The sequence below is a fragment of the Psychrobacter sp. H29 genome, from assembly GCF_059073055.1.
The window spans coordinates 2,169,752-2,191,610 of record NZ_JCACRY010000001.1; the positions used below are offsets into that span (position 1 = coordinate 2,169,752).

The 21,859-nt window shown below is 44.1% G+C and carries 24 protein-coding genes; 11 read left to right on the forward strand and 13 right to left on the reverse strand.

Annotated features, from left to right (window positions below):
- Positions 1–245: 245 nt before the first annotated feature.
- The 4 genes from AC5JP1_RS08740 to AC5JP1_RS08755 all read right to left on the reverse strand — a co-directional run bounded on the left by AC5JP1_RS08740 (position 246) and on the right by AC5JP1_RS08755 (position 3,876).
- Positions 246–1,418, reverse strand: coding sequence for a hypothetical protein (locus tag AC5JP1_RS08740; RefSeq protein WP_493843836.1), 1,173 nt, complete (start codon positions 1,416–1,418; stop codon positions 246–248).
- 43 nt (positions 1,419–1,461) lie between these two features.
- Positions 1,462–2,436 carry a mechanosensitive ion channel family protein gene (locus tag AC5JP1_RS08745; protein WP_493843837.1) on the reverse strand — a complete coding sequence of 325 codons (975 nt, stop codon included), beginning with the start codon at positions 2,434–2,436 and terminating at the stop codon, positions 1,462–1,464.
- 83 nt (positions 2,437–2,519) lie between these two features.
- Positions 2,520–3,083: a lactoylglutathione lyase gene (gene gloA, locus AC5JP1_RS08750; RefSeq protein ID WP_493843838.1), complete on the reverse strand. Its 564-nt coding sequence runs from the start codon at positions 3,081–3,083 to the stop codon at positions 2,520–2,522.
- A 154-nt stretch (positions 3,084–3,237) separates the two neighbouring features.
- On the reverse strand, positions 3,238–3,876 hold the full coding sequence (locus tag AC5JP1_RS08755) for a carbonic anhydrase (RefSeq protein WP_319051178.1): 639 nt from the start codon (positions 3,874–3,876) through the stop codon (positions 3,238–3,240).
- 424 nt (positions 3,877–4,300) lie between these two features.
- Between AC5JP1_RS08755 and potA the strand changes: the two genes are divergently transcribed.
- The 4 genes from potA (at position 4,301) to AC5JP1_RS08775 (ending at position 8,232) form a co-directional block, all read left to right on the forward strand.
- Positions 4,301–5,542: a spermidine/putrescine ABC transporter ATP-binding protein PotA gene (gene potA, locus AC5JP1_RS08760; RefSeq protein ID WP_493843839.1), complete on the forward strand. Its 1,242-nt coding sequence runs from the start codon at positions 4,301–4,303 to the stop codon at positions 5,540–5,542.
- Positions 5,542–6,420, forward strand: a complete 879-nt coding sequence (gene potB, locus AC5JP1_RS08765; RefSeq protein WP_493843840.1) for a spermidine/putrescine ABC transporter permease PotB — start codon at positions 5,542–5,544, stop codon at positions 6,418–6,420. Before potA ends, potB begins: the two co-directional genes overlap by 1 nt.
- Entirely contained in the window at positions 6,420–7,226 is an 807-nt protein-coding gene (gene potC, locus AC5JP1_RS08770; protein WP_319051181.1) for a spermidine/putrescine ABC transporter permease PotC, read from the forward strand. Before potB ends, potC begins: the two co-directional genes overlap by 1 nt.
- Before the next feature lie 115 nt (positions 7,227–7,341).
- The gene (locus tag AC5JP1_RS08775; protein WP_493843841.1) at positions 7,342–8,232 is read left to right on the forward strand and encodes a LysR family transcriptional regulator; all 891 of its coding nucleotides are present in this window, start codon (positions 7,342–7,344) and stop codon (positions 8,230–8,232) included.
- A 268-nt stretch (positions 8,233–8,500) separates the two neighbouring features.
- Here AC5JP1_RS08775 and AC5JP1_RS08780 read toward each other — a convergent pair whose 3' ends face one another.
- The 6 genes from AC5JP1_RS08780 to AC5JP1_RS08805 form a co-directional block, all read right to left on the reverse strand.
- Positions 8,501–9,031: a hypothetical protein gene (locus AC5JP1_RS08780; RefSeq protein WP_493843842.1), complete on the reverse strand. Its 531-nt coding sequence runs from the start codon at positions 9,029–9,031 to the stop codon at positions 8,501–8,503.
- Positions 9,032–9,108: 77 nt separating this feature from the next.
- Positions 9,109–9,735: a hypothetical protein gene (locus AC5JP1_RS08785; protein WP_493843843.1), complete on the reverse strand. Its 627-nt coding sequence runs from the start codon at positions 9,733–9,735 to the stop codon at positions 9,109–9,111.
- Positions 9,736–10,017: 282 nt separating this feature from the next.
- Positions 10,018–10,389, reverse strand: a complete 372-nt coding sequence (gene crcB, locus AC5JP1_RS08790) for a fluoride efflux transporter CrcB (RefSeq protein ID WP_493843844.1) — start codon at positions 10,387–10,389, stop codon at positions 10,018–10,020.
- A gap of 44 nt (positions 10,390–10,433) precedes the next feature.
- On the reverse strand, positions 10,434–11,492 hold the full coding sequence (gene tsaD, locus AC5JP1_RS08795) for a tRNA (adenosine(37)-N6)-threonylcarbamoyltransferase complex transferase subunit TsaD (protein ID WP_493843845.1): 1,059 nt from the start codon (positions 11,490–11,492) through the stop codon (positions 10,434–10,436).
- Positions 11,493–11,728: 236 nt separating this feature from the next.
- A complete protein-coding gene (locus tag AC5JP1_RS08800; protein WP_493843846.1) occupies positions 11,729–12,214 on the reverse strand; it encodes a c-type cytochrome in 486 nt (161 codons plus the stop codon).
- A gap of 20 nt (positions 12,215–12,234) precedes the next feature.
- Positions 12,235–12,594, reverse strand: a complete 360-nt coding sequence (locus AC5JP1_RS08805) for a hypothetical protein (RefSeq protein WP_493843847.1) — start codon at positions 12,592–12,594, stop codon at positions 12,235–12,237.
- Between the two features lie 392 nt (positions 12,595–12,986).
- Between AC5JP1_RS08805 and rpsU the strand changes: the two genes are divergently transcribed.
- Both rpsU and AC5JP1_RS08815 read left to right on the forward strand, forming a co-directional pair.
- Positions 12,987–13,202 (forward strand): 30S ribosomal protein S21, encoded by a 216-nt coding sequence (rpsU, locus tag AC5JP1_RS08810; RefSeq protein WP_110921885.1) that lies wholly within the window; start codon positions 12,987–12,989, stop codon positions 13,200–13,202.
- 202 nt (positions 13,203–13,404) lie between these two features.
- Complete coding sequence (locus AC5JP1_RS08815; RefSeq protein WP_493843848.1) at positions 13,405–13,854, forward strand: GatB/YqeY domain-containing protein; 450 nt, start codon at positions 13,405–13,407, stop codon at positions 13,852–13,854.
- 78 nt (positions 13,855–13,932) lie between these two features.
- Here AC5JP1_RS08815 and AC5JP1_RS08820 read toward each other — a convergent pair whose 3' ends face one another.
- Complete coding sequence (locus tag AC5JP1_RS08820; RefSeq protein ID WP_493843849.1) at positions 13,933–15,498, reverse strand: M48 family metalloprotease; 1,566 nt, start codon at positions 15,496–15,498, stop codon at positions 13,933–13,935.
- Positions 15,499–15,876: 378 nt separating this feature from the next.
- Here AC5JP1_RS08820 and AC5JP1_RS08825 point away from each other — a divergent pair, with 378 nt between their 5' ends.
- From AC5JP1_RS08825 to thiS, 4 genes are all read left to right on the forward strand, one after another.
- The gene (locus AC5JP1_RS08825; protein ID WP_493843850.1) at positions 15,877–16,341 is read left to right on the forward strand and encodes a sulfurtransferase TusA family protein; all 465 of its coding nucleotides are present in this window, start codon (positions 15,877–15,879) and stop codon (positions 16,339–16,341) included.
- 214 nt (positions 16,342–16,555) lie between these two features.
- Positions 16,556–17,446: an RNA polymerase sigma factor RpoH gene (rpoH, locus tag AC5JP1_RS08830; RefSeq protein ID WP_319051242.1), complete on the forward strand. Its 891-nt coding sequence runs from the start codon at positions 16,556–16,558 to the stop codon at positions 17,444–17,446.
- 24 nt (positions 17,447–17,470) lie between these two features.
- The gene (locus AC5JP1_RS08835; protein WP_493843851.1) at positions 17,471–17,845 is read left to right on the forward strand and encodes a DUF423 domain-containing protein; all 375 of its coding nucleotides are present in this window, start codon (positions 17,471–17,473) and stop codon (positions 17,843–17,845) included.
- A 136-nt stretch (positions 17,846–17,981) separates the two neighbouring features.
- Positions 17,982–18,182 (forward strand): sulfur carrier protein ThiS, encoded by a 201-nt coding sequence (gene thiS / locus AC5JP1_RS08840; protein WP_319051194.1) that lies wholly within the window; start codon positions 17,982–17,984, stop codon positions 18,180–18,182.
- Positions 18,183–18,461: 279 nt separating this feature from the next.
- On the opposite strand, the gene hpf is transcribed toward thiS, so the two are convergent.
- Positions 18,462–18,842: a ribosome hibernation-promoting factor, HPF/YfiA family gene (hpf, locus tag AC5JP1_RS08845; RefSeq protein WP_493843852.1), complete on the reverse strand. Its 381-nt coding sequence runs from the start codon at positions 18,840–18,842 to the stop codon at positions 18,462–18,464.
- 514 nt (positions 18,843–19,356) lie between these two features.
- Between hpf and AC5JP1_RS08850 the strand changes: the two genes are divergently transcribed.
- Positions 19,357–20,118, forward strand: a complete 762-nt coding sequence (locus tag AC5JP1_RS08850) for a LemA family protein (protein ID WP_493843853.1) — start codon at positions 19,357–19,359, stop codon at positions 20,116–20,118.
- A 71-nt stretch (positions 20,119–20,189) separates the two neighbouring features.
- Here the strand turns inward: AC5JP1_RS08850 and AC5JP1_RS08855 are convergent, their stop codons facing one another.
- Positions 20,190–21,803 carry an RNA polymerase factor sigma-54 gene (locus tag AC5JP1_RS08855; RefSeq protein ID WP_493843854.1) on the reverse strand — a complete coding sequence of 538 codons (1,614 nt, stop codon included), beginning with the start codon at positions 21,801–21,803 and terminating at the stop codon, positions 20,190–20,192.
- Positions 21,804–21,859 lie beyond the last annotated feature (56 nt).

A 21,859-nucleotide genomic window follows, 5' to 3' on the forward strand; every position in this document is an offset into this window, starting at 1 on the left:
GCGTATCCCTAATTCAAACGCTTATCACTAAATGGGCTAAAAATGGCTAAATCTTTGACAAACGGCGTCAAATAGCTGGTCAATATCTCGATATTGTCTGCACTATCTTCCTTGTTTGCCTGCGATTTATTTCATTTTTATCACCATTTTTGAAATAGGGACACGCCCTAACTCTAGCCATTCATAAAAAATAGCCAAACAAAAACCACCCTATCAAAGATAGAGTGGTTTTTTCGTTTCTGAAATTAAGTTTCGTCAGCCGCAAACAGTACATTGCGGACCACAGAGCGCGAGTCTGCTGATCCACCTAGCGAGCCTGATAGTATCCCTACAGCTGCCAAAAAAGCCGCTAGACGCATGTGAGCTGCAAAGGTTGCGCCATCCTTGTCAGAGGTCCATGTACTCATCAATGGGTCTGGAAACACAAAGACCACCACACCATACATGAGCACACCAAACATGAAAAACAGACAGATCAAAGTCAGCATCAGTGCGACATAAGTCGCTCCAGCTGTGACCACTGAGCTCTCTGAAGTCTGCCCTCGCCGCGTGGATACTAGCCGAAAGGAAAAAGCGCGGTACAGTACAAACGTGGCTGCCAAAAAACTTGCTACCACAAATATCATTAGCTGATTATAAGAGACCGAGGCTGCAAAGTCCCAAGTCTCACCGCCGAAGATGAGTACAATAATCACTAATAGCGCAGTTGCAATCATGGTTGGCAGTTTGGTAGCGATACGTAAAGGGTTGGCGCGAATAGCCCCGCGAAAAATACGTGGAAGATTACCAAAAGCATGCCGCATAATAAAAGCAAATTTACTGCCTTCAGAGTAACGATCATTAGCCTCTCGCGGCAAGTTTTCACTCATTTGCTGATACTGCGTACTTGTGAAGTGCCGCATGGTATCAAGATCATCTGGGACTTGGACGCGTGCCATATAATTGGTTGGCGCATCCACGTAGTTGAGGTTGAGTAGCCGTCCAAAACAATGCAACATGAGGCTGGCTAAACGCTCGGTACGTAGCGCTGGCTCAGGAGTGCTGTCTTCTCCATATGCGATCAAACGGCGCGTTGAGACCACAGCGACATTGGTGATTTGTGAAGGAAGGGCCAAGAGATAGGACATCGACGCCGCTGCAACCTCTACGTCCGTAACGATAAGCAAAAAAGCGAGTTTGCGTTCGGTTTTCTCATTGATACCGATTTGAATGAAATCGAGCGCCAAATAACCGTTTTCGCTTGAGTTAAGACTAGGACCTGCAAAAGAAAAGAATTCGACCTGTACCGCTAGATTCTGCTGGACGATCTGACTGAAGGTAGCCGTTGCTGCCGCCGTCAGATCATTGAAAGCACCGTCGCTTTCTTGTCCAGCCATATCGAGCCTCATGATACCGACAGCGAGATTTCTATCGGTCACTGAGGGATGCGACGGGTCAAATGAGAACTCCGAATCAGCCAAGCTACTCGGTCACCGCATTGTTGGTCTCGTTAGTGCGGTTAGCCTCTTCACCATGCTGGTCGTTTATCTGTTTAACGATGGACTTTACTGAAGGGTCGCTCAAATCTATCGTGCGGATTGGGAACGGGATATTGATATCTGCTGCATCAAGGGCGTTTTTAATCTCGACGATCACTTGATGAATAGAGGTGACCTTGTTGGCCTGCGTGCCATCTTCGATGAACCAGCGTACCATTAGATCCATAGAGGAACCACCGAACCCTGTCGCAATTACGCTAGGTGTGGCCTTCTTCGACACGCTACTGACTTTATCGAGTGCTTGTAAGATCTCAGCTTTTGCAGTTTCAATGTCATCCTCATAACCAATACCAACAGCCACTTGTAGACGACGCTGTTTATAAGCAGTATTAACCGTCAATGCCGAGGTATACAGCTCCGAGTTTGGGATAACCACTTGCCTGCCATCATAAGTTTTGATGGTCGTCGCACGAATCTTGATATCTTCAACCGTGCCTTCATAGTCCCCTGAGATAATCTGATCGCCGATACGAAATGGCTCTGATATCAGCAGTAAAATACCAGAGAGTAGGTTTTGGAAAATGTCTTTGAAGGCAAAACCAATCGCTACCGAACCGATACCAAGCGCGCCGATGAGCTTAGCAGGTGTGAATCCTGGAATAGCAACAACCATGGCGATCATAAAGCCAATAAATAAAATAAGTGCCCCGCCTATCCGCTGGAACACCTTTACCAAGTTTTGATGACGCACGCGCGCGCCGAGTATTTTATGTACCACTTTTTTGAATACAATAGACAATAACCAAAAAATACCCAGAACAATAAGCGCCGCCACAAAGTATGGAATGCGCTCGATAAAGCCGCTCGCCAAATCTTGCGTGGTATAGACCACTTGTTGATAGATGGTCACACCATCGGTTAGCGTGTTCGATATGCGGCTCACATCAGGGGTGGGCATAAAGGGTTACTCCTATTATTTATTGTTTTAGCGCGTGTTTAAAGGATAAATAACTGGCTGCATTGCCAATTACGATATCTCAATTATGACATTAAATCAGCTTGTACAATTTCGATCCAGTAACCATCGACATCTTTGATAAAGGCAATGTTTTTCATACTGCCATCTTCTGGGCGTTTTTTGAATTCGACATCGTTTTTATCAAACCAAGCAACCGCCTCTTCTAAATTCGGTACGCTAAAACAAATATGACCGAAACCTTGTGGGTCTTGATTGCCATCATGGTAGCTAAAGTCAGCTTTTGTCTCGGTGCCGTAGTTGTGCGTCAACTCCAAAATACCGCGCTGACGGAACGCAAAAATTTCTAAATCATCACCAGATGGTAGGTTTACACGCTCGCTCTCGGTCAACTTTGCCAAGAAATACAAATCAAACCCCATATCAGGGAACTTTTTGACCGCAAGCAGTGTCATACCCAAAACGCCCGTGTAGAACGCTAGTGATTTGGCGGGATCTTTGACACGTAACATCGTATGGTTAAAGGTAAATCCTGTCGTTTGCGCGGAGATTGACTGAACGCCATCAGTACTAACGCTGCTGGCTGGCTGGTTTATAATTGAGTCATTATTATTAGAGGGAGTAGACATAATTATCCTAATGTAATTCAATAAATATATTTATGGTTGCGCGAGACTCGGCTGTCACGATTCGCGCATCACTTTCATCATAATAAAAAATAGCAAAATAAGTGATAGGGTTTTGTAAGAGTATGAAAAAAGTATGTTCATACTTAAGCAAATATTAGCTGTCTAAGAATTTGACCTTCCCTGTTGCCAAATCATACTCAGCCCCAACGACGAGCAGCTTACCACTATTGGTCAGGTCCTCTAGTGCACGTGATCCATGCTTTAGCTGACTGACGGACATACGTACGTTGGCACGGATAGAGCGATCGACCAGCTCATCTGCATCGACAGACTGACCATTGGCAGTCGCTAATTCATGTAAGTTATAGACACTTGGACGAATACGATCAACGATCGACTGTAAGTTAGGTGAGTAATTCTGTTCAGGATTAATCAAAGTCTCAACGCAAGCGGTAACCGCACCGCACTGGGAGTGTCCAAGGACAACTACCAACTGCGTACCAAAAGCCTCTGCTGCAAACTCGATTGAGCCTATCTGTGAAGGTGCCACCACATTGCCCGCAACACGTATGACAAACAAGTCTCCCAAACCTTGATCAAAGACAATCTCAACAGGTACTCGTGCATCAGAGCAGCCCAAAATAATGGCCAATGGATTCTGGTCTTTGACCAGTTCTGGGCGGCGCTGCATATATTCATCGGTACTGGTGAGACTATCCACGTAGCGGGCGTTACCTTCTTTTAACAGCTCAAGCGCTTCTTGACCGGTTGTTGGACGTGTATCGTTAGGCATGAGAGATCCTTTATTATCAATAATATGAGAGTTATAAGTGGCTTTGCATATATATTCAAACATGGGTATACGCACAACTACCAGCTTATCACGCGTATGATGTTTGTCAGCCATATTGTGATTGTATAGGAATAACAGCCAAAAAATGATAAAAAACTTTGTTTAAATGTCATTATATAAAGCACGTATCACTAGAAATATTGCAGTGTTTATCACTGTTATAGCGGTAAGACTCGCATCACTGATAACGAACTTGCACTGATTTGCATCAAGGGTTTGTTATAATGTGCAACAATCAGGCAGTGATCAGACAGCCATCAGGCAGTAATCAAATCATGCTTACACTCTTGCCAATTTTTTGATGACAGCGAGCGACCTCGATAGCCGCACCAGCTACTATATCGGATGCTTAGGAACAGATATTATGACCGACCCATCTCAAAACACGCGCACAACCTCCGCCTCCCCTCATGATGACAAAACACTATTGAAAATAACGGGTCTCAAAAAAACCTACGATCAAACCGAAGTGCTAAAAGACATCAACCTCGATATCAAACACGGCGAGTTTCTGACATTGCTAGGCCCATCAGGATGTGGCAAAACCACATTGCTACGCTTGATTGCTGGTTTTGAGCAACCAAATGCAGGCGCCATACACTTGGATGGCGTACAAATGGCAGGTTTGCCTGCTGATAAGCGTCCGGTCAATACGGTTTTTCAGCAGTACGCATTGTTTCCACACATGAGCGTCGCGCAAAACGTCGCGTATGGACTGACATTAAAAAAAGTACCGAAAGATGAAATTAAAACGCGGGTCAGTGAGATGTTGGCCATGGTGCAGTTGGGGCATTTAGCCAACCGCAAACCACAGGATTTGTCTGGTGGACAGCAGCAACGCGTGGCAATCGCACGCGCGGTGATCAATCGACCCAAGCTACTCTTGCTCGATGAGCCACTATCCGCGCTCGATCATAAACTGCGTTTGCAAATGCAGTCTGAGCTAAAGCGCTTGCAGCGCGAGCTGGGCATTACCTTTGTGTTTGTGACTCATGATCAAGAAGAAGCGTTGTCGATGTCAGACCGTATCGCGGTGATGAAAGACGGCACTTTCCAACAAATCGGTACGCCTATCGAGATTTATGAAACCCCTGCCAACTTGTTTACTGCCAAATTCATTGGTGAGACCAATCTATTTAGAGCCGAAGTCAAGGGTGTCTATCCAGACCAGCCAGATCGCAATGGCAACGTGACCAATGGACGCATTGAGGTTGAAGTCTGTGAAGCACAGGCGCAAGAGGGACCAACCACGCGGCGTAATCTGCGTCGACCCAATTTTGCTAATGATGTGCAAGTGGGCGACATTGTCAATTTATTGCTACGCCCTGAAGATCTGCGTATCTACGATCCAAAAGACAGTGAACATAACGGACTAGTAGGTCGCGTCATAGAAAGTAACTATAAAGGCAGTACCTTAGATTCTATTATTGAATTGGCAAACGGTCATATCATCAAGGCCTCTGAATTCTTTGATGAAGATGACCCAAGCTTTGATTATAAACTGAACGAGGGCGTAAAAGTCTCATGGGTCGATGGCTGGGAGTGGGTATTGCCAGACGATACTGATCATGTAAATAATGCGACTGCACAAAAGGATGGTAGCTGATGGCCCGCAACCACTTAAGCAGCAAAAGTCCATTCCGTACGGCCACGCTCTGGCTGATTTGGGGCTGGTTACTTATTTTTGCGCTATTACCAAATATATTGGTGATCGCGGTCAGCTTTTTGACCCGAGACAGTAGTGATTTTATTAGTTTGCCTGTCAGCATCGACAGCTATGTGCGCATGGTTGATCCGTTATATTTTGAGGTATTTGTCCATTCATTATGGATGGCAGGTATCACAACGGTGATCTGCTTGCTACTGGGCTACCCTTTTGCGTGGCTAGTATCTAGGGTAAAAGTACGATGGCAACCGCTACTTATGCTGCTATTGATACTGCCATTTTGGACCAACTCTTTGGTACGAACCTATGCGCTCAAACTGCTGTTTGCTAACAATGGCTTGATTAATAAGTCTTTGCTAGCCATCGGTGTGATCGATACCCCTATCGATATTTTATATACACAAGGCGCGGTGATTGCAGGCTTAACTTACTTACTATTCCCATTTATGGTATTACCGCTATATGCCGTGTTTACCGACTTACGCAATGATATGCTGCTCGCCTCGCAGGATTTGGGTGCATCAAGAACACAGACTTTTTGGCATGTGGTACTGCCTTTAACGACACCGGGTATCATCTCTGGCGTGCTGCTCGTGCTTTTACCGGCGATGGGTATGTTTTATGTGGCAGATATTTTGGGCGGTTCACGTAACTTACTGGTCGGTAATATCATCAAAAACCAGTTTTTGGACGCCCGCGACTGGCCCTTTGGTGCGGCGGCGAGCGTGCTATTGACGCTTGCGATGGCAGTACTACTGCTGGCTTACCGTGCTAGTAGCCGCCGTATTGGCAAAACTGATTTTAATGAGGTGGCCTAATGTCTTATAGCTCACCGAACAAAACAACTCGTAAGCTAAAAATCGGCAGTATCGCCGCCAAAGGCTATCTCGGACTTATTTATACCTTGTTATATCTACCTATCATTGTCTTGGTAGTGATGTCATTTAATAAGTCAAAAATCGGTTATAACTGGGGCGGTTTTAGCTTAAAGTGGTATGAATCGCTATTTAACAACCAAGCGATGCTCGATGCGTTTTGGCATTCTATTGTACTAGGACTGGTGGCCGCTACCGTCTCAACCTTGATAGGCACGCTCACCGCACTGGCGCTACACCGTTATAACTTTCGCGGTAAAGGCTTGCTAAATGGGCTACTGTTTGTCCTGATGATGTCGCCTGAGATTGTATTAGCCATCTCATTATTAGCACTGTTTTTGTTGATCGGTCTACAGTTAGGCTTTGTCTCACTATTATTGGCGCACATTACCTTTTGCTTGCCTTTTGTGGTCATTACCGTCTTTGCACGCTTAAGTAGCTTAGATGAGCGTTTAATGGAAGCGGCACGTGATTTGGGCGCTAGCGAATCAACCATGGTACGTACAGTGCTCATTCCCGTTATTCTGCCAGCGGTTATGGCAGGTTGGTTACTTGCCTTTACCTTATCGCTCGATGATGTGGTGGTATCGACTTTCGTCACAGGGCCAAGCTATGAGATTTTACCGCTACGTATTTATTCTATGGTGCGGGTCGGTCTCAAGCCAGAGGTCAATGCGATTGGTACATTATTGCTGGTTGCTTCACTGGTATTGGTCGTCATCTCACAGCTGTTATTACGTAAGCGCTAAATGTGGATTGCTTATGAATTGCTCATTAACTACTCATTACTGATGGACTATGAGTGAAAGTCAGCGCTATATTGGCTATAATGAATTTTTCTCACGGTAGCGGTTAGGTAATATCATGCTTGAGTTACGTCATCTTAATACATTAACCGCGCTGCGTGCGCATGGTTCGCTTGCGGCAGCAGCAGACGAGCTACACGTCACGGCCTCTGCCGTTTCGCATCAATTAAAAGAGCTTGAGAACTATTACGATATCAGCTTGGTCAACCGCCGAACTCGTCCGCTTAGCTTTACGCCAGCGGGCAAAGCGGTTCTATCATTAGCAGACAATATCCTGCCACAAGTTACCCGTACCAAATCCAACCTCAAACGCTTAGCACACGGTCAGGCAGGCAGGTTACGACTGGCATCAGAGTGTCACAGTTGTTTTGATTGGCTCATGCCGATACTCAATCACTATCGCCGTGAGTGGTCGGATGTTGAGCTAGATTTTGCCACAGGGTTTGAACCTGAGCCGCATCATCTCTTGATGGAAGGTGATATTGACCTGCTCATTACCACCAGCGATTTGCCGCTCGACGGTATCAGTTATCAGCCATTGTTTGAGTATGAGAGCCGTTTGGTACTGTCCCCGACACATGATTTGGCAGCACAAGATTTTATTGAACCTGATGATTTGACCAATGAGACGCTGATTGCTTATCCAGTAGAAGCCAAACGTCTCGATATCATCGCCAACTTTATGACGCCAGCGCATGTGAGCTTTGAGAATGTCCGTACGACAGAGCTGACTGCTATGCTGATTCAGCTGGTGGCGAGCGAGCGCGGTGTGGCGGCACTACCCGACTGGGTGGTGACTGAATATGAGAAAAAAGGTTGGGTCGTCTCACGACCACTAGGTGATGGTGTACATTGTCAGCTATACGCAGCAACACGTACTTCTAGTCAAGATATTGCTTATATGCAGGGATTTGCCAATTTATTGGAAGGAATAGTGAAGCCGGTTTGATATTCAGTTGTCTGCTACGTTTTTGATTATAAAATACCGTCCGCATTCCTACTTTATGATAGGCGTTGGGAGAGATGATGGTATCCTAGTGAGGACTTGAATCTTTGGCTATGGGCTAATGGTATCAGTGTTCTAACTCTCTAAAATGGTTGCAGTGTACTTAACAAGGTTCTTTGTGGGTAGCTACACAAAATATAGAATACTCTATTAGTCCTCGTAACATGCTTTTTGAGGACTCCTAGTAAGCTTTGAAAAGTAAAAAGTCACGTTATCTACAAGCTTGATTGGCAGAAAACTTAGCTGAGTCACCAAAAGAGTCATAAACATCTGTAATCTTACATATTGCATTCTGGCAAGTTAACTCAAAATCTTTATAATCCATGAAATCAGCTGAATTAATATTTTCGTTTCCTTGAACCATAAGACTTGCTCTTACTTTACCGTTATTAAGAAGTCGATAGCTTACTTCTGATACCTCTTCGATAGAGTAAGCATTGCCTACCGTTAGTTTAGGTATGTAACGCATATCACTACAGTTTGAAATTGCGTATTCATATTCTTCATATCTACTTAGTGCATCAGATTGGATCAGTGCAATCGCGTTTTGTAGCTCTCTGTCTGAATATGCGAATACGGTATCTAGATCGTCAGCTCTAGAATCGTTATAGAGTGTTGCTCTGATAGCATCGTTATACATCGTTTTAACTGTTGCTATTTTAAAACTTTCATTATTAGGGTTTGCATGCGTTGAGATGCTAATTACTACTAGTAAGGGTAGAATCAGTGTAAGTTTTTTCATAGTATCCATCTAATATCTATTATGCTCTAAAAGTTTGTACCTACGTTATATTTCATACATATAGTTTATATAAAACCTTAACGGTAGCTCAGGTTTTTAATAGACATCAAATCCATTTCGCTATTTTCTTTATTCCAACGTTCTGTGACTTCACAATACTGCGTTTCAGCAACACTCCAGTTTCCTTTTTGACCACATTCACCACCCATACCGATACGCTGAATATCTGAATAGCCTTGATTATTAAGTATCAATTTAGGGTAGTTTTCTGAGTCCATATTATATTGTTCATAAAGATGGTATGCATTATCGCTACGTGTACCCATATAAACTGTATGCGGAGCATTATTAGCTGCTCCCCAATAAGATGCTGAATAATCACAAGCTATCTTTCCGTAATTAACAATATAGTCATCAACTCCATCTCCAGTAATATCAGCTTTGGAGACAAACCCCGGTTTGACGAATAATGGAACATACTCTCCATGGTAGCTTGCTTTATCAGCTTGATAGTTAGGACTATCAAGATTGTAGTCAAGATTAAGATTTCCACACGTTCTCTCAAGCTCGTCGAATTCACTTTGCATTTGTAACGGGTAATTACTCAGATTATCGATATGTGTTAATTTGTCATTTGCATGAACTTGCGTATTTAAGATCAATGTTCCAAACGATATTATAGATAATACTTGAATAGTTTTCATATAGTCTAGCCTTAGGACGCATTACATTTGTTTATTTTCACACGATACCGAACTAGCGGGAATATATCAATACGAAACAGACGTGATTACAGGTGCCGTAGAAGTAATAAAATGGTATGAGAGAATAGCTAACGAAGCAGTATTAGAGGAGCAAAATAAGCATACCCCAACGGAACCAACTATCTCACCCCTCAAATCTATTAACAGATCATTTAAAACAGACTGTATTTCGGTGACTACTTAAATCAGACCACCGATCAAGCAGGTAATATAGATACAAGCTCAAAGCACGACCTTAAAGAAATAAAAGCCAATTGCGGTTGCCAATAATGTCAGCCCCACATGCAAACCGATGAGCGCTAAGCCTGCCAGTAGCCGCCCGTCATGGATAAAGCCAAACACCTCTGCACTAAACGTACTAAAAGTCGTCAATCCGCCCAAAAATCCCGTAATCACAAACACGCGTACATGATCGGATAAATTGCTACCCATACGCTCAAACCATACTAGCGCAAGCCCAATTAACAGTCCGCCAAGGATGTTCGCGCTCAAAGTACCTAGTGGCACCCAACCATGCAAAGCATTGAAGCGCGATAACCACGCTCGCAGACAAGCACCGAATGCTGCTCCCAAACCGATAGCAAGCCACTGCATAGACTGTCCTTAATTCATGTAAGCGTGTTGGACTAAATACTCAACTATACAGCTGGCAACTCTGTCATTGGCCAGCGCGGAATACAGCTAACCGCTAGGTTATCTGCCTGACCAGCTTGCAGACGCTCAAACCCTGCATAAGCAATCATTGCACCATTGTCAGTACACAGCGCAGGCGGTGCATAATGTACGGTTGCATTGATCTTAGCCAACTCAGCTTCTAACATCTCACGCAAATGGGTGTTGGCGCTGACGCCGCCTGCAATAACCAGACGGCTCATATCTGCTTGCTTAAGGGCCTTAACGCATTTTTTCACTAGCGTATCGACCACCGCATGCTGAAAGCTGGCGGCGATATCCGCACGAACTTGTGGATCACTATCAGAGCTATTGCCTGAACCACCAGACAGTGGTGTGTCTTTAATCAGATTATGTACCGCTGTTTTCATACCGCTAAATGAAAAGTCCAAACCTCGATGGAGCATCGGTCTTGGCAGTGCGTACGCGTCAGGGTTACCTGTTTCTGCCAGCTTGGCAATATTAGGGCCACCAGGATAAGGCAAACCGAGCATTTTGGCAGCTTTATCAAAACACTCACCCGCTGCGTCATCGATTGACTCACCCAAGATTTCATACTGCCCCACACCATGAGCAGCAATAAGTAACGTGTGACCACCAGATACCAGTAGTGAGACAAACGGAAAAGCGGGCGGATTGGCACCCATCAGCGGCGCCAGTAAATGCCCTTCCATATGATGAATACCAATCGCGGGAATATCCAAACCATATGCCAAGCTACGCCCAAACAACGCACCCGTCATTAGAGCACCGATCAACCCTGGCCCTTTGGTATAGGCAATCGCATCAATATCGCTTTTGCTCATATTGCACTGCTCAAGCAGCTCGTTGAGCAATGGCACCAGTTTACGAATATGATCGCGACTGGCAAGCTCAGGTACGACGCCGCCATAGAGCGCATGCAGCTCAATTTGCGAGTACAGCACTTGCCCGACCAAGCCCTGATTGTCACTATTGATCTGCTCGCTATCAAAAATCGCTAGCCCCGTCTCATCACAAGAGGTCTCTAAACCCAATACCTTCATACTTTTGCCTTTATGCTTTTATTTTCGGACTACTTTTCGTCGCGTCTTTGTCTTATACCGCTTTGGTTTTATATCACTCTAAAACTGTCAATAGTAAATAAGATAAGTGACACATAGCCAGCCGAACGTCTGAGAGTGATATGAATAAAAATGGGCATAAAAAAACCGCCATTGTCAGTCACAATGACGGTCATTTTAACAAATTTCAATGGCTGATATATGCTATATCTACCGTATCAGCTTACTGACGCGAGCATATAATCAACAGCCGCTTTGACTTGTTCCTCAGTCACACCATCTACCGCTTGAGCCGGCATTTTGTTAAAGCCTTTGACAGAGTGCATATATAGCACCTCTTTATCTTTGGTCAAACGAGCCGTCCAAGCTGCTTTATCGCCATATTTTGGCGCATTGAGTAACCCAGCAGTATGACAAACCTTGCAATTTGATTCGTACAGCGCGCTACCAGCATTTACAGTTAACACTTCTGGCTCAGCAGCAACATCATTTTCTGCCGTTATCGTCTGTTCTGTAGCGTCAATCTTGCTAGTGGTATCAATGACTGGTGCATCGGCTGCCACTGTTGCTTCGGTAGCATCAGATTCTACTGGTGCTGCTGTCGCCGTCTCATTGTCACTACTACAAGCGCTTAATGCCAGTAATACGCTTATACTAATTGCAGACAAGCTCAGCGTATTTATATGCTGCTGTATCTCAATCATGACCTGACCTTTTAATTGGCTTATTCAGCAGGCGTGGCTGCTGCGTCTTCCGTTGCCATATCAGCACTTTCATCAGTGGGTGCCGCTTCGGTATCAGTGCCATCTGTAGTCGTCGCTTCTGCCATATCAGCGTCAGCCATTCCCGCTTCGGCAGTCGCTGTCCCATCAGCGTCTGTCGTGGCTGCATCAGTCGCTGGCATTGGTGCAGTCTCTGGGAACTCCATCTCTTGAGCAGGTGGTCCATTTTTGATCGCAAGCTCAGCAGCTTCATCAACGCGATCGATTGCTAGTACTTCTTCGTGCTCTTCGCCGCCACTACAAGCGCTTACGCCTGCACCTAACGCTAGAATAAACGCCATGCTCAATGCTGTCTTTTTCATGCCAAATCCTCAATAAAATACACATAAAACGGTTTATATGCTGACTATAATATGGAAATTATCATAGCATAAACTCCTACTAAACCGTTATAGACCGTAAGGACTTTTTATTTCTAGAGAGTTCTCATGTATGAGCATAATAAATTAAAGCAGCGGATCTTATAGACTGACTTATATAAAGAACATATATGAAATTATAAATAGCTTATAAGCAATAAATCGTTAAAATCATTGACTTTGTTGGTATTTTTTATTAAAATACTTGCCCTCACACTTATGCGTGAGAATTGTCCTAGTTTGAGCTGATGCCAGTAATCTTGAGATATTACGGCTAAATACTAACACACAGCCAAACTAATGCCCTTATATCTCATCCTAATCGAGGAGTCTTCATGCCTGCAGTTAAGGTTAAAGAAAACGAACCAGTTGATATCGCTATCCGTCGTTTCAAACGTTCTTGTGAAAAAGCTGGTGTATTATCAGACGTACGTAAGCGTGAGTTTTATGAAAAACCAACGCAAGTACGTAAGCGCAAAAAAGCTGCTGCCGTAAAGCGTTATAAGAAAAAGTTACAACGCGAAACTATTCGTACCACTCGTATGTACTAATCAACAATCTGATTAGTTAGTACCAGCGCTACACTAACGCCACTGTTATCCATCGATATCAGTGGCGTTTTTTATGCTACAATTTTTGTTATTACTGCTGACGCCACTTTTTATCAAAGCCCGCTCTCAGCAGGTTTTACCCCAAACCTAATTAAACACTATCTAACAAACAGCAGTTAACAAATTAATAAGGATAATAGCAGTGAGCCAACTTAAACAGACTTTGTCAGACAGCATCAAAACTTCTATGAAAGCGCGTGAGCTTGAGCGCGTCAAAGTACTACGCAACGTACAATCAGTGGTTAAACAGATTGAGATCGATCGTCAGACAGAGCTTGATGATGCACAAGTACTAGAAGTACTCCAAAAGCAGCTAAAACAACGTCAAGAGTCGCTCACTATTTTTACAGAAAATGGCCGCGATGATCTAGCGGCAAAAGAGCAGTTTGAGATTGATCTTATCAATGAGTTTATGCCGCAGCAAATGAGTCATGATGAGATTATGGTATTGGTCAATGCTGAAATCGCTGAGCAAGGTGCCACCTCTATGCGTGATATGGGTAGCGTGATGGGCGTATTAAAGAACAAAACTGCTGGCCGTGCCGATCCTGCCCTAATCTCTAAGATGGTCAAAGAGACGTTACAAGGCTAACGCTTTGTTTGCACTGTGAGCATTGCTAAGTGTGATACGTAACATCATACAAAAATAATCCGACAAAACTGAAACCGCCTAAGGCTCAAAGTCTTTGGCGGTTTTTATTGCTTTGATCTCTGCGTTGATATTGGCCAGTAACGGACGCGCACTATTGGCTTGCGCTGTGGTTTGCAAATTCTCAGTCAACTGCTTGGCTTGCGTCAGTGAGGTGAGCGCACTCTCATAACGTCCATTCCACAACTGATCATAACTGCGATAGCGCAATGCGTTGATTGTCGCGATGTTTGCCAGTGTCGATGACGTTGTGGTTTTAGCAAGCTTTTCATTAGCCAGTTGTAGGCTTTGCCACGCATAACGATCGCTTGGTTGCTGCGTTGTGAGCGGTTTTAGCAATGCCTGTGCTTGTGTCGGCTGATTACTGTTGGTGAGCGCTTCTGCCAAATAAAGACGCAGGTCACGGCGCTCAGGATAGAGCCGCTGCTGACTCTCTAAAACATCTACCGCTTGCTGCCATTTGCCTTGCTCACTGAGTAGCTCACTATGGGCAATCGATAGTAAAGGCTCGAGTTGTTGGCGCTGAAGTACAGGGAGCTTATCTATCTCAGCCAACACCCTATTAGCCTCTTGAAAGCGCTGCTGCTCGCCATACCATCTCATCAATGCCAGCTTGGCACCTAGACTGTTTTTAGCAGCGGTTGTGAGCGTCACTTCAGAGGCATGTTTGCCGGTACTTTGTACACGCCAATAGAGCAGATCAAACAATGCCTGATGGCGCTGCTGCTGACTCAGTGACAACGTAGGATACTGCCCAGCACGGCTCTGCGACTCACTTAAGCGTTCACCACTGAGCGGATGCGAGCGCACAAAGCTTGGCAAGAACTGACTTTCAACCTGATTGAGCTGGCTTTGCTGATTCATCGTGGCAAAAAACCGCGGCATCGCTCGAGGGTCATAGCCCGCTTGGGTCATAATTTGCATCCCTACTCGATCGGCCTCGCGCTCGTTGTTTCGACTAAACGCCATACTGCTATTCATAGATACCGTCTGGCTACCCGCCATGACAGCCGCAGCGGCATCGCCATCGACGGCTGATGCAGCGATCGCAGCCAACATACCCCCTATTTGCATCAGCAACGCTTTTTTGCGCTCGTCTGCGCCGTGCTCATAGTGACGTTGACTGATGTGCGCCACTTCATGGGCTATGACACTTGCCAGCTCATCCATACTATTAGCAGCCAATATCGTCCCTGTGTTGATACCTATGACCCCACCAGGTGCCGCAAAAGCATTGATACTAGGGTTATCAAGAATTACCAAACCAAGCGGTGCTTGCTGACGTGCTTGGGCGTTCAGTCGCCACGTCATGTCTTTTACCGTTTCTTGTACCCATGGATCGTGCTCCATTTTGACACGGCCATTAATATTCTGTAGCGACCATTCACCAAGCATTTTGTTTTGATACTGCTCAGAAAAGCTTAGTCCCTGCCCGCGCAAATTGGGTAGTTCTAATGCTCGTGAGTCTATTGTTTGCCCCGCATACTCTCCAAATGACAGCATTTGGGTGTCATTACTATGAGCACCTGTCGACGTCGCTAGTAAAGCCACTGACAGGCTCAATCTCATGACGTGTCTGGTAGTCAACTTGGTCTTTGAGCGTTTATATTTTTTGTCGAGTCGCGACGATTTGCTGTTCATGTGGTGCAAGCGTATATCCTATCGTATTTTTTGTGGCGTCTTTTCGACTATACGAGCTTGTTCCTATCAGGTCAATTCTACTATTCAGTTGACTACCAATAACTTAGCTACCCGTCACTATTGTGCAACATGATTGTGTGATTCTAGAGAACCGAATGTGACGTTGACTATATTCAAATACAACTATACACCAGCGATTTGGTATAATGTGTTGTGACAGTAAGCTCGCATTCATAACTAATATGCTCAAAATAGTCACTTTTGAGAGCGCACTGTCAGCTCATCTGTTAATGAAAAAATACTGTTATTCACAAGGTTTGTTCTATGTCTGCTAATAGCCAATCACTCATCACGCAAGAATCATACGCTATTTGCTTATCAACGGACTTGTCCGATGCTGTACAACAAGAAGTGACTCGTCTATTAGATTTATTGCCAGCCAGTCATAGTATCGTAGATCATTCTAAAAGCGATGTGGATAGTACGCTACCTTTGTTAGATATCAGAGGTTTTGTCGATGGTCGCGGTCTTGCATGCCCGATGCCTTTATTGAAAACTAAAGTCGCCCTACGCAACGTGGCGATCGGTGAGTCATTATATATCGTCGCAACGGATCCCAACTCACAAGCCGACATCACAGCATTTTGCCGACAAAGCCAGCAAGTACAATCATCTGATGGCTTGAAACTGATGGTCAATGACGTTACGGATTTGACAGGTGATAGCACATCATTACAGCGTTTCGCTACAATATATCACTTCATCATTACCAAAACTGATAGCAACTAAACGCTGCTGTCCTTTACAATTACAACTATAGAGATTTTTATCTGACTGTTTGCTTAACTATTTAACCAAGGTCAAGAATATGGCTACTACTACTTCTGATGCTGCAAATGCGAATAAAAAAGACGGCTCAGCTCCTATAAAAAACGATGCGCGCGATGCTGCACTAAAAGCAGCTGCACAGCGTCCTCCTTATGATGCAAGTACGTTAGGTGATATGAATACACGTGATTTGGTGCCTGCGATGCCAACTCACTTGTCAGCGCCAGGTGTGAATTTGGGTGCTTATATCAATACTGTGCATCAAATTCCTATCTTGACCCCTGTCCAAGAACAAGAACTCGCCCATCGCTACTATGATGAAGGTGATGTCGAGGCAGCGCGTCTACTGGTGATGTCGCATCTACGTTTTGTGATTCATATTGCGCGCAGCTATTCAGGTTATGGCTTACCACAAGCTGATTTAATCCAAGAAGGTAACTTGGGCTTGATGAAAGCGGTCAAACGTTTTGATCCCAACAAAGGCGTACGTCTGGTTTCTTTTGCAGTACATTGGATCAAAGCTGAGATTCATGAATTTGTGATCCGTAACTGGCGTATTGTAAAAGTCGCGACGACCAAAGCCCATCGTAAGTTATTTTTTAATTTACGTAGCCTAAAAAAGACCAACAACCAGCTGACACTAGAAGAAGCAGACGCAATCGCTAATGACTTAAATGTCACACGTAAGCAAGTGCTAGAGATGGAGTCACGTCTTACCTCTTATGACGCCTCATTTGAAGCGCAGTCAAGTGACGATGATGATGGTCGCTATGCACCGCAGCTGTTTTTGGAAGATGGTATCGATCCTGCCGAACAGTTAGAAGAAGAAGACTGGGAAGAAAACAACTCGTCAGCGCTAATCGCTGCTATGGGTACATTGGATGACCGTTCACGTGATATCGTTGAGCAGCGCTGGCTCTCTGAGCAAAAATCCACGCTCCACGAGCTGGCGGCGGTCTACTCTATCTCAGCCGAGCGTGTGCGTCAGATTGAAAAGAATGCGATGGACAAAATCCGCGATGCCATGACTATCGATAGTGTTATCTTACCAGATGATATTCAATAGTCTTATGATCATAAGAGTTGTGTCATGTTGAATTGGATTGGTATTGCAGCGATCAATATGGCCGTTGCTGTTGCTTTGGGTGCGTTCGGTGCTCATGGCTTAAAAGACATAGCCAGCCCGCAACAGCTTGAATGGTGGCATACGGCTACGCTATATTTGTTTGTACATGCGCTTGGACTACTGTTTGTTGGCCTGCTGATACGCTTGAGGTATATCACTCAGGCAACGGCTTGGTTACTACAGGGTGGTGTTATCATCTTTGCTGGTAGCCTATATGCTATGACCCTTGGTGCGCCACTTTGGTTTGGCGCGATCACGCCTATTGGCGGAATACTTATGATAGCTGGCTGGTTATGGCTTGCAGTCTCTGCGTTTCGATCAAATGATGTGGCGCGCTAATCTACGGTTCGTCTTCAGTTCGTCGTCTATACAATAGATTTTGCCGATACTATGAGCAACTATCCAGACAGTCGCTCATCAATCGCAGAGACAGAACGATACAAAAGGAATCTTAAATTATTATGGAGCATTTAATATGAGCACCATTACTGTTAATGGTAGAAGTCTACAAACCACTCATCAGACTGTACAACTGGTCGTCAATGAACTTGGGCTTAGTCAAGGGCGTTACGCCGTCGAAGTTGATGGCGATTTGATACCAAAAAGCGAGCTTGCCCAACTACACATCGTAGAAGGAATGAATATCGAAGTAGTGCAAGCTGTTGGCGGTGGTTAGAAAGTTTTTGTACTATGGTTTACTGTCATCCTTCGACAACTCTAAAACCTTAACACCAGTACTAAAAAAGACCCCAACGTATCAAACGTTTGAGGTCTTTTTTCTTTGTAAAATCATTGGTTGTTGATTTTTCATTAAGTTGCTATTTAACTGGCTCGCTACTTAATGGAGCAGCTGTTTATCGTACTTCTTATTTTATTTTCCTAATTTATTATATTTTAGTCTTACGAAACTGTAGTAGGACTATTCGCTACTCAACTAACCCTACTTATTAGTAGACTAGGCAGCTGGTACTGCTTCAACAGGACTGATGTCTTGATAACGTCCATCTCGTCCGGCACCCTGAGTCTTTTTGCGCTCTTGACGGGTTTTATACTTGCGTACTTGTCTATCAAGTTTGTCTGCCATCTCGTTAATGGCTTTATACATATCATCTTCTAATGCTTGGACGAACATTTCTTGACCTGAGACGCGCATAATTGCTTCAGCTTTATGGCTCTTTTTACCACCATCACTTGCGCCGCTATTGTCTAGCGATAATATCACTTTAATACTCTGTATCTGATCAAAGTGTCGCTCTACTTTTTCAAGCTTTTCGCGAACTGCTGTGTCCATAGCTTCGGTAACACTGATATGGTGACCACTGATAGAAACATTCATATTATTGTCCTTTTAGTTGTAACTTACATTCAACAGATGAGGTCGCATTCCTGCTTTTTTCACCTTGCCTTACCAATTACTATACTAGTGTCTCTAGTAAAATATCGACGTATCCTTTTATCGTCTCCTTTATTAGTTATAAATAAATACTATGCTTCGACACTTAGATTTCGTTGTTGGTATGACTCTAATTTGTCATGAAAATCGGATAGTAGCAAGACATTAAATTGTAATTAAATGTAACAATACCTGTTGTTTCTATCATGTTTCTATATAATCAAAAAATTTTATTTTTAAACTATAGTCAATCAAATAATCTAACGCTACTATTAAAGGTTGCGTACCACTTATCTCGTCTTCTACTGTCCTAAAACTTTATATTCAAATAAGAGCTAAATTCATGATGATAATGACGTCTATCCGACCTGCTCTCATTTTTACTGCTCTAATAATCTCGTTCACCATGACTGGCTGCAGTGATAACCAATCGTCTACTAGTGATGAGAAACCTGCTATGAAAGAAATCGATCAAGTAAATGAAAAACTCAATATTGCTTGGTCTGAAATGGTAAGCGAAAATCAAAATAGAATGGCGTTAGTCCCTGAGTTACTAGCTGTTGTCAAAAAGCCTTATGATGAGGAGCAAAGCGCATTTAAACAACTACAAGAGGCACGAGCAGAAGTAGGTAAATTGCAATTGAGTGTAGAGACATTTAATGACACTCAAGAATTGGTAAAATATCAACAGGCACAAACCAACCTGAGTAGTTCGTTAGCAACTGTTATAGAAATCTCAAATCGATATCCTGCTCTTAGTTCTGATGCTGTGTTTCAAGATTTGTTGGCAACTATAGACGCTCAAGAACAGAAGATAACCTTAGCGCGTACACTCTACGAACAACGAAAAGTCGAATATAGGTCTTTATTTGTACATTATCAACGCTTACAAGATGTAGCAGGTAATATTCCCAAAATCATACGGAACCATACTCATAATGATGAGTCGACCTTCACTCAAGTCACCGCTAAAAAATCAGCTTTAGATCGCTTCGATATTAACTTAGAACCACCTACAAGCTTGGAAAAAGCAGCACCTTATCTAAACGCTCAAACAGAGATGGGTATTGCTTTGTCTAGACTGATGGAGCTCTCACAGCATTACACCGAACTACAAGCCAATGCAGAGTTTGTGAGGCTACAATCAACATTGGAAGAAATCGATGATCGAATGATAGCGGCACGCAATATTTACGAGGAAGAAGCCAAAAAGCTATAGGACTTGATGACTGGGCTAGCTTGTAAGACTCAGAAAACCAAACAGGCTTAACTGAGTCTTTCGGGATTTTTTTAATATTTTTGCTTACGCTGAGTAGACGAACCTATATTCATCGCCTCGCGATATTTGGCGACGGTTCTTCTGGCAATATCAATACCGTCGGCTAGCAGCTCATCTTTGAGTCGACTGTCTGATAGTGGTTTTTTGGGGTCCTCGTTGGCAATAAGTTTTTTGATCATAGCACTGATAGCCGTTGATGAAATGTCTCCATCGGTACTACTCACATGTGATGAAAAGAAATGCTTTAACGAAAACAGCCCTTGCGGTGTCAAGATGGTCTTGCTTGTTGTGAGGCGTGAAACGGTGGACTCATGTAGGTCCACCTCTTCTGCAATAACCTTTAAGATAAGAGGCTGCATAGCAGTTGCACCGTGCTGCAAGAACTCTTGTTGATAGCGAACGATGCTGGTCGCTACTTTTAGCAGGTTTTGGTTACGCTCCTCGATACTGCGTATAAATAATCGCGCATCGGTCAGGTTTTCACGTAGATATTGATTATCAGGACTGTCATCACCGCGTTTGACTAGATTGGCGTACTCTTGATTGACTCGTAGCTTGGGTAGTGTGTCAGGATTTAGGCGTACGTGCCAGCCATCTTCTAGCGCTTCAGAGTTGGTAGTCGCTTTACGGCTTCTTATGGGGGTGACCAGCACATCTGGAATGTCATAACTATCAGACTGCTGGGTATAGTCCGGCTGACTAATCTGAAACAGTAATCCTGGTGAAGGGTTTAAAGTACGTAGCAAAGTTATGGCAGGTGTGATTTTTTCAGGTGCAAGTCCTGTCAGTTCAGTAAGTGCTTTGATATTATTACTCACCAAGTGCTCGCCTGCGGTGAGTAGTGCTTTTGCTTCTGTAAGATGTTCGGTGTTCGCATCTAGCTTGGACAGCTGAATAGCTAAGCATTCACTTAAGTGACGCGCCCCAACGCCAATGGGATCACAAGACTGGATAATATGTAATACCGCCATGACTTCATCGTGCTCGACCCGTTCATCCCACTGATAGAAGTTTGCCATGGTATCGAAGCTTTGTAATAACTCATCGACATCTATCCGAATAAACCCCATGTCATCCATAGAATCCATCAGATACTCTGCAATCAGCGTATCCACTTCTGATAAGCGCTTAAAGTTAAGCTGCCAGCGTACGTGATCTTGAATAGTAGAGGAGGTACCGCCTTGATAGCTGTCAAAGTCTTCATCGCTTCTACTACTGCCTGAGCCTGTTTGGGCAGAGGCATAGTTATCTCTATCAAAGCTGCTGTCGCTATCCATCGCACCATCATCGATACTCGGTTGCTGTAACTTGTCTAAGCTATCAGTGGCATCGTCACTGTTATACTCTGTATTGCTCTCAGACCCTGTCTTTGATGAGTCACTACCTTGATTCCAACTATCGAGTGTTAGGGGCTCGCTTAACTCATCTACCCTATCGTCGTGGCTATTTTCGTACTCTTCGTCATCTTCAATACGTTCAAGCAGCGGATTACTATCCAGCTTGGCCTGAACCTCTTGTGCGAGTTCAAGACTAGAGAGCTGCAACAGTTTGATAGCCTGCTGCATTTGCGGCGTTAGTTTTTGTGAGTTACTCAGCGTGGTCGCCAATCCGAACGACATACTCATGGGCGGCTTATTAAACTCCAGTCTTGGTGATTTTATATTTATTGTGCCAATCGAGG

Excerpts from the sequence above, each read along its gene's own strand:
- AC5JP1_RS08745 (WP_493843837.1), bottom strand. The coding sequence starts at position 2,436 with ATGCCCACCCCTGATGTGAGCCGCATATCGAACACGCTAACCGATGGT.
- gloA (WP_493843838.1), bottom strand. The coding sequence starts at position 3,083 with ATGTCTACTCCCTCTAATAATAATGACTCAATTATAAACCAGCCAGCC.
- AC5JP1_RS08755 (WP_319051178.1), bottom strand. The coding sequence starts at position 3,876 with ATGCCTAACGATACACGTCCAACAACCGGTCAAGAAGCGCTTGAGCTG.
- potA (WP_493843839.1), top strand. The coding sequence starts at position 4,301 with ATGACCGACCCATCTCAAAACACGCGCACAACCTCCGCCTCCCCTCAT.
- potB (WP_493843840.1), top strand. The coding sequence starts at position 5,542 with ATGGCCCGCAACCACTTAAGCAGCAAAAGTCCATTCCGTACGGCCACG.
- potC (WP_319051181.1), top strand. The coding sequence starts at position 6,420 with ATGTCTTATAGCTCACCGAACAAAACAACTCGTAAGCTAAAAATCGGC.
- AC5JP1_RS08775 (WP_493843841.1), top strand. The coding sequence starts at position 7,342 with ATGCTTGAGTTACGTCATCTTAATACATTAACCGCGCTGCGTGCGCAT.
- AC5JP1_RS08780 (WP_493843842.1), bottom strand. The coding sequence starts at position 9,031 with ATGAAAAAACTTACACTGATTCTACCCTTACTAGTAGTAATTAGCATC.
- AC5JP1_RS08785 (WP_493843843.1), bottom strand. The coding sequence starts at position 9,735 with ATGAAAACTATTCAAGTATTATCTATAATATCGTTTGGAACATTGATC.
- crcB (WP_493843844.1), bottom strand. The coding sequence starts at position 10,389 with ATGCAGTGGCTTGCTATCGGTTTGGGAGCAGCATTCGGTGCTTGTCTG.
- tsaD (WP_493843845.1), bottom strand. The coding sequence starts at position 11,492 with ATGAAGGTATTGGGTTTAGAGACCTCTTGTGATGAGACGGGGCTAGCG.
- AC5JP1_RS08800 (WP_493843846.1), bottom strand. The coding sequence starts at position 12,214 with ATGATTGAGATACAGCAGCATATAAATACGCTGAGCTTGTCTGCAATT.
- AC5JP1_RS08805 (WP_493843847.1), bottom strand. The coding sequence starts at position 12,594 with ATGAAAAAGACAGCATTGAGCATGGCGTTTATTCTAGCGTTAGGTGCA.
- rpsU (WP_110921885.1), top strand. The coding sequence starts at position 12,987 with ATGCCTGCAGTTAAGGTTAAAGAAAACGAACCAGTTGATATCGCTATC.
- AC5JP1_RS08825 (WP_493843850.1), top strand. The coding sequence starts at position 15,877 with ATGTCTGCTAATAGCCAATCACTCATCACGCAAGAATCATACGCTATT.
- rpoH (WP_319051242.1), top strand. The coding sequence starts at position 16,556 with ATGAATACACGTGATTTGGTGCCTGCGATGCCAACTCACTTGTCAGCG.
- AC5JP1_RS08835 (WP_493843851.1), top strand. The coding sequence starts at position 17,471 with ATGTTGAATTGGATTGGTATTGCAGCGATCAATATGGCCGTTGCTGTT.
- thiS (WP_319051194.1), top strand. The coding sequence starts at position 17,982 with ATGAGCACCATTACTGTTAATGGTAGAAGTCTACAAACCACTCATCAG.
- hpf (WP_493843852.1), bottom strand. The coding sequence starts at position 18,842 with ATGAATGTTTCTATCAGTGGTCACCATATCAGTGTTACCGAAGCTATG.
- AC5JP1_RS08850 (WP_493843853.1), top strand. The coding sequence starts at position 19,357 with ATGAAAGAAATCGATCAAGTAAATGAAAAACTCAATATTGCTTGGTCT.
- AC5JP1_RS08855 (WP_493843854.1), bottom strand. The coding sequence starts at position 21,803 with ATGAGTATGTCGTTCGGATTGGCGACCACGCTGAGTAACTCACAAAAA.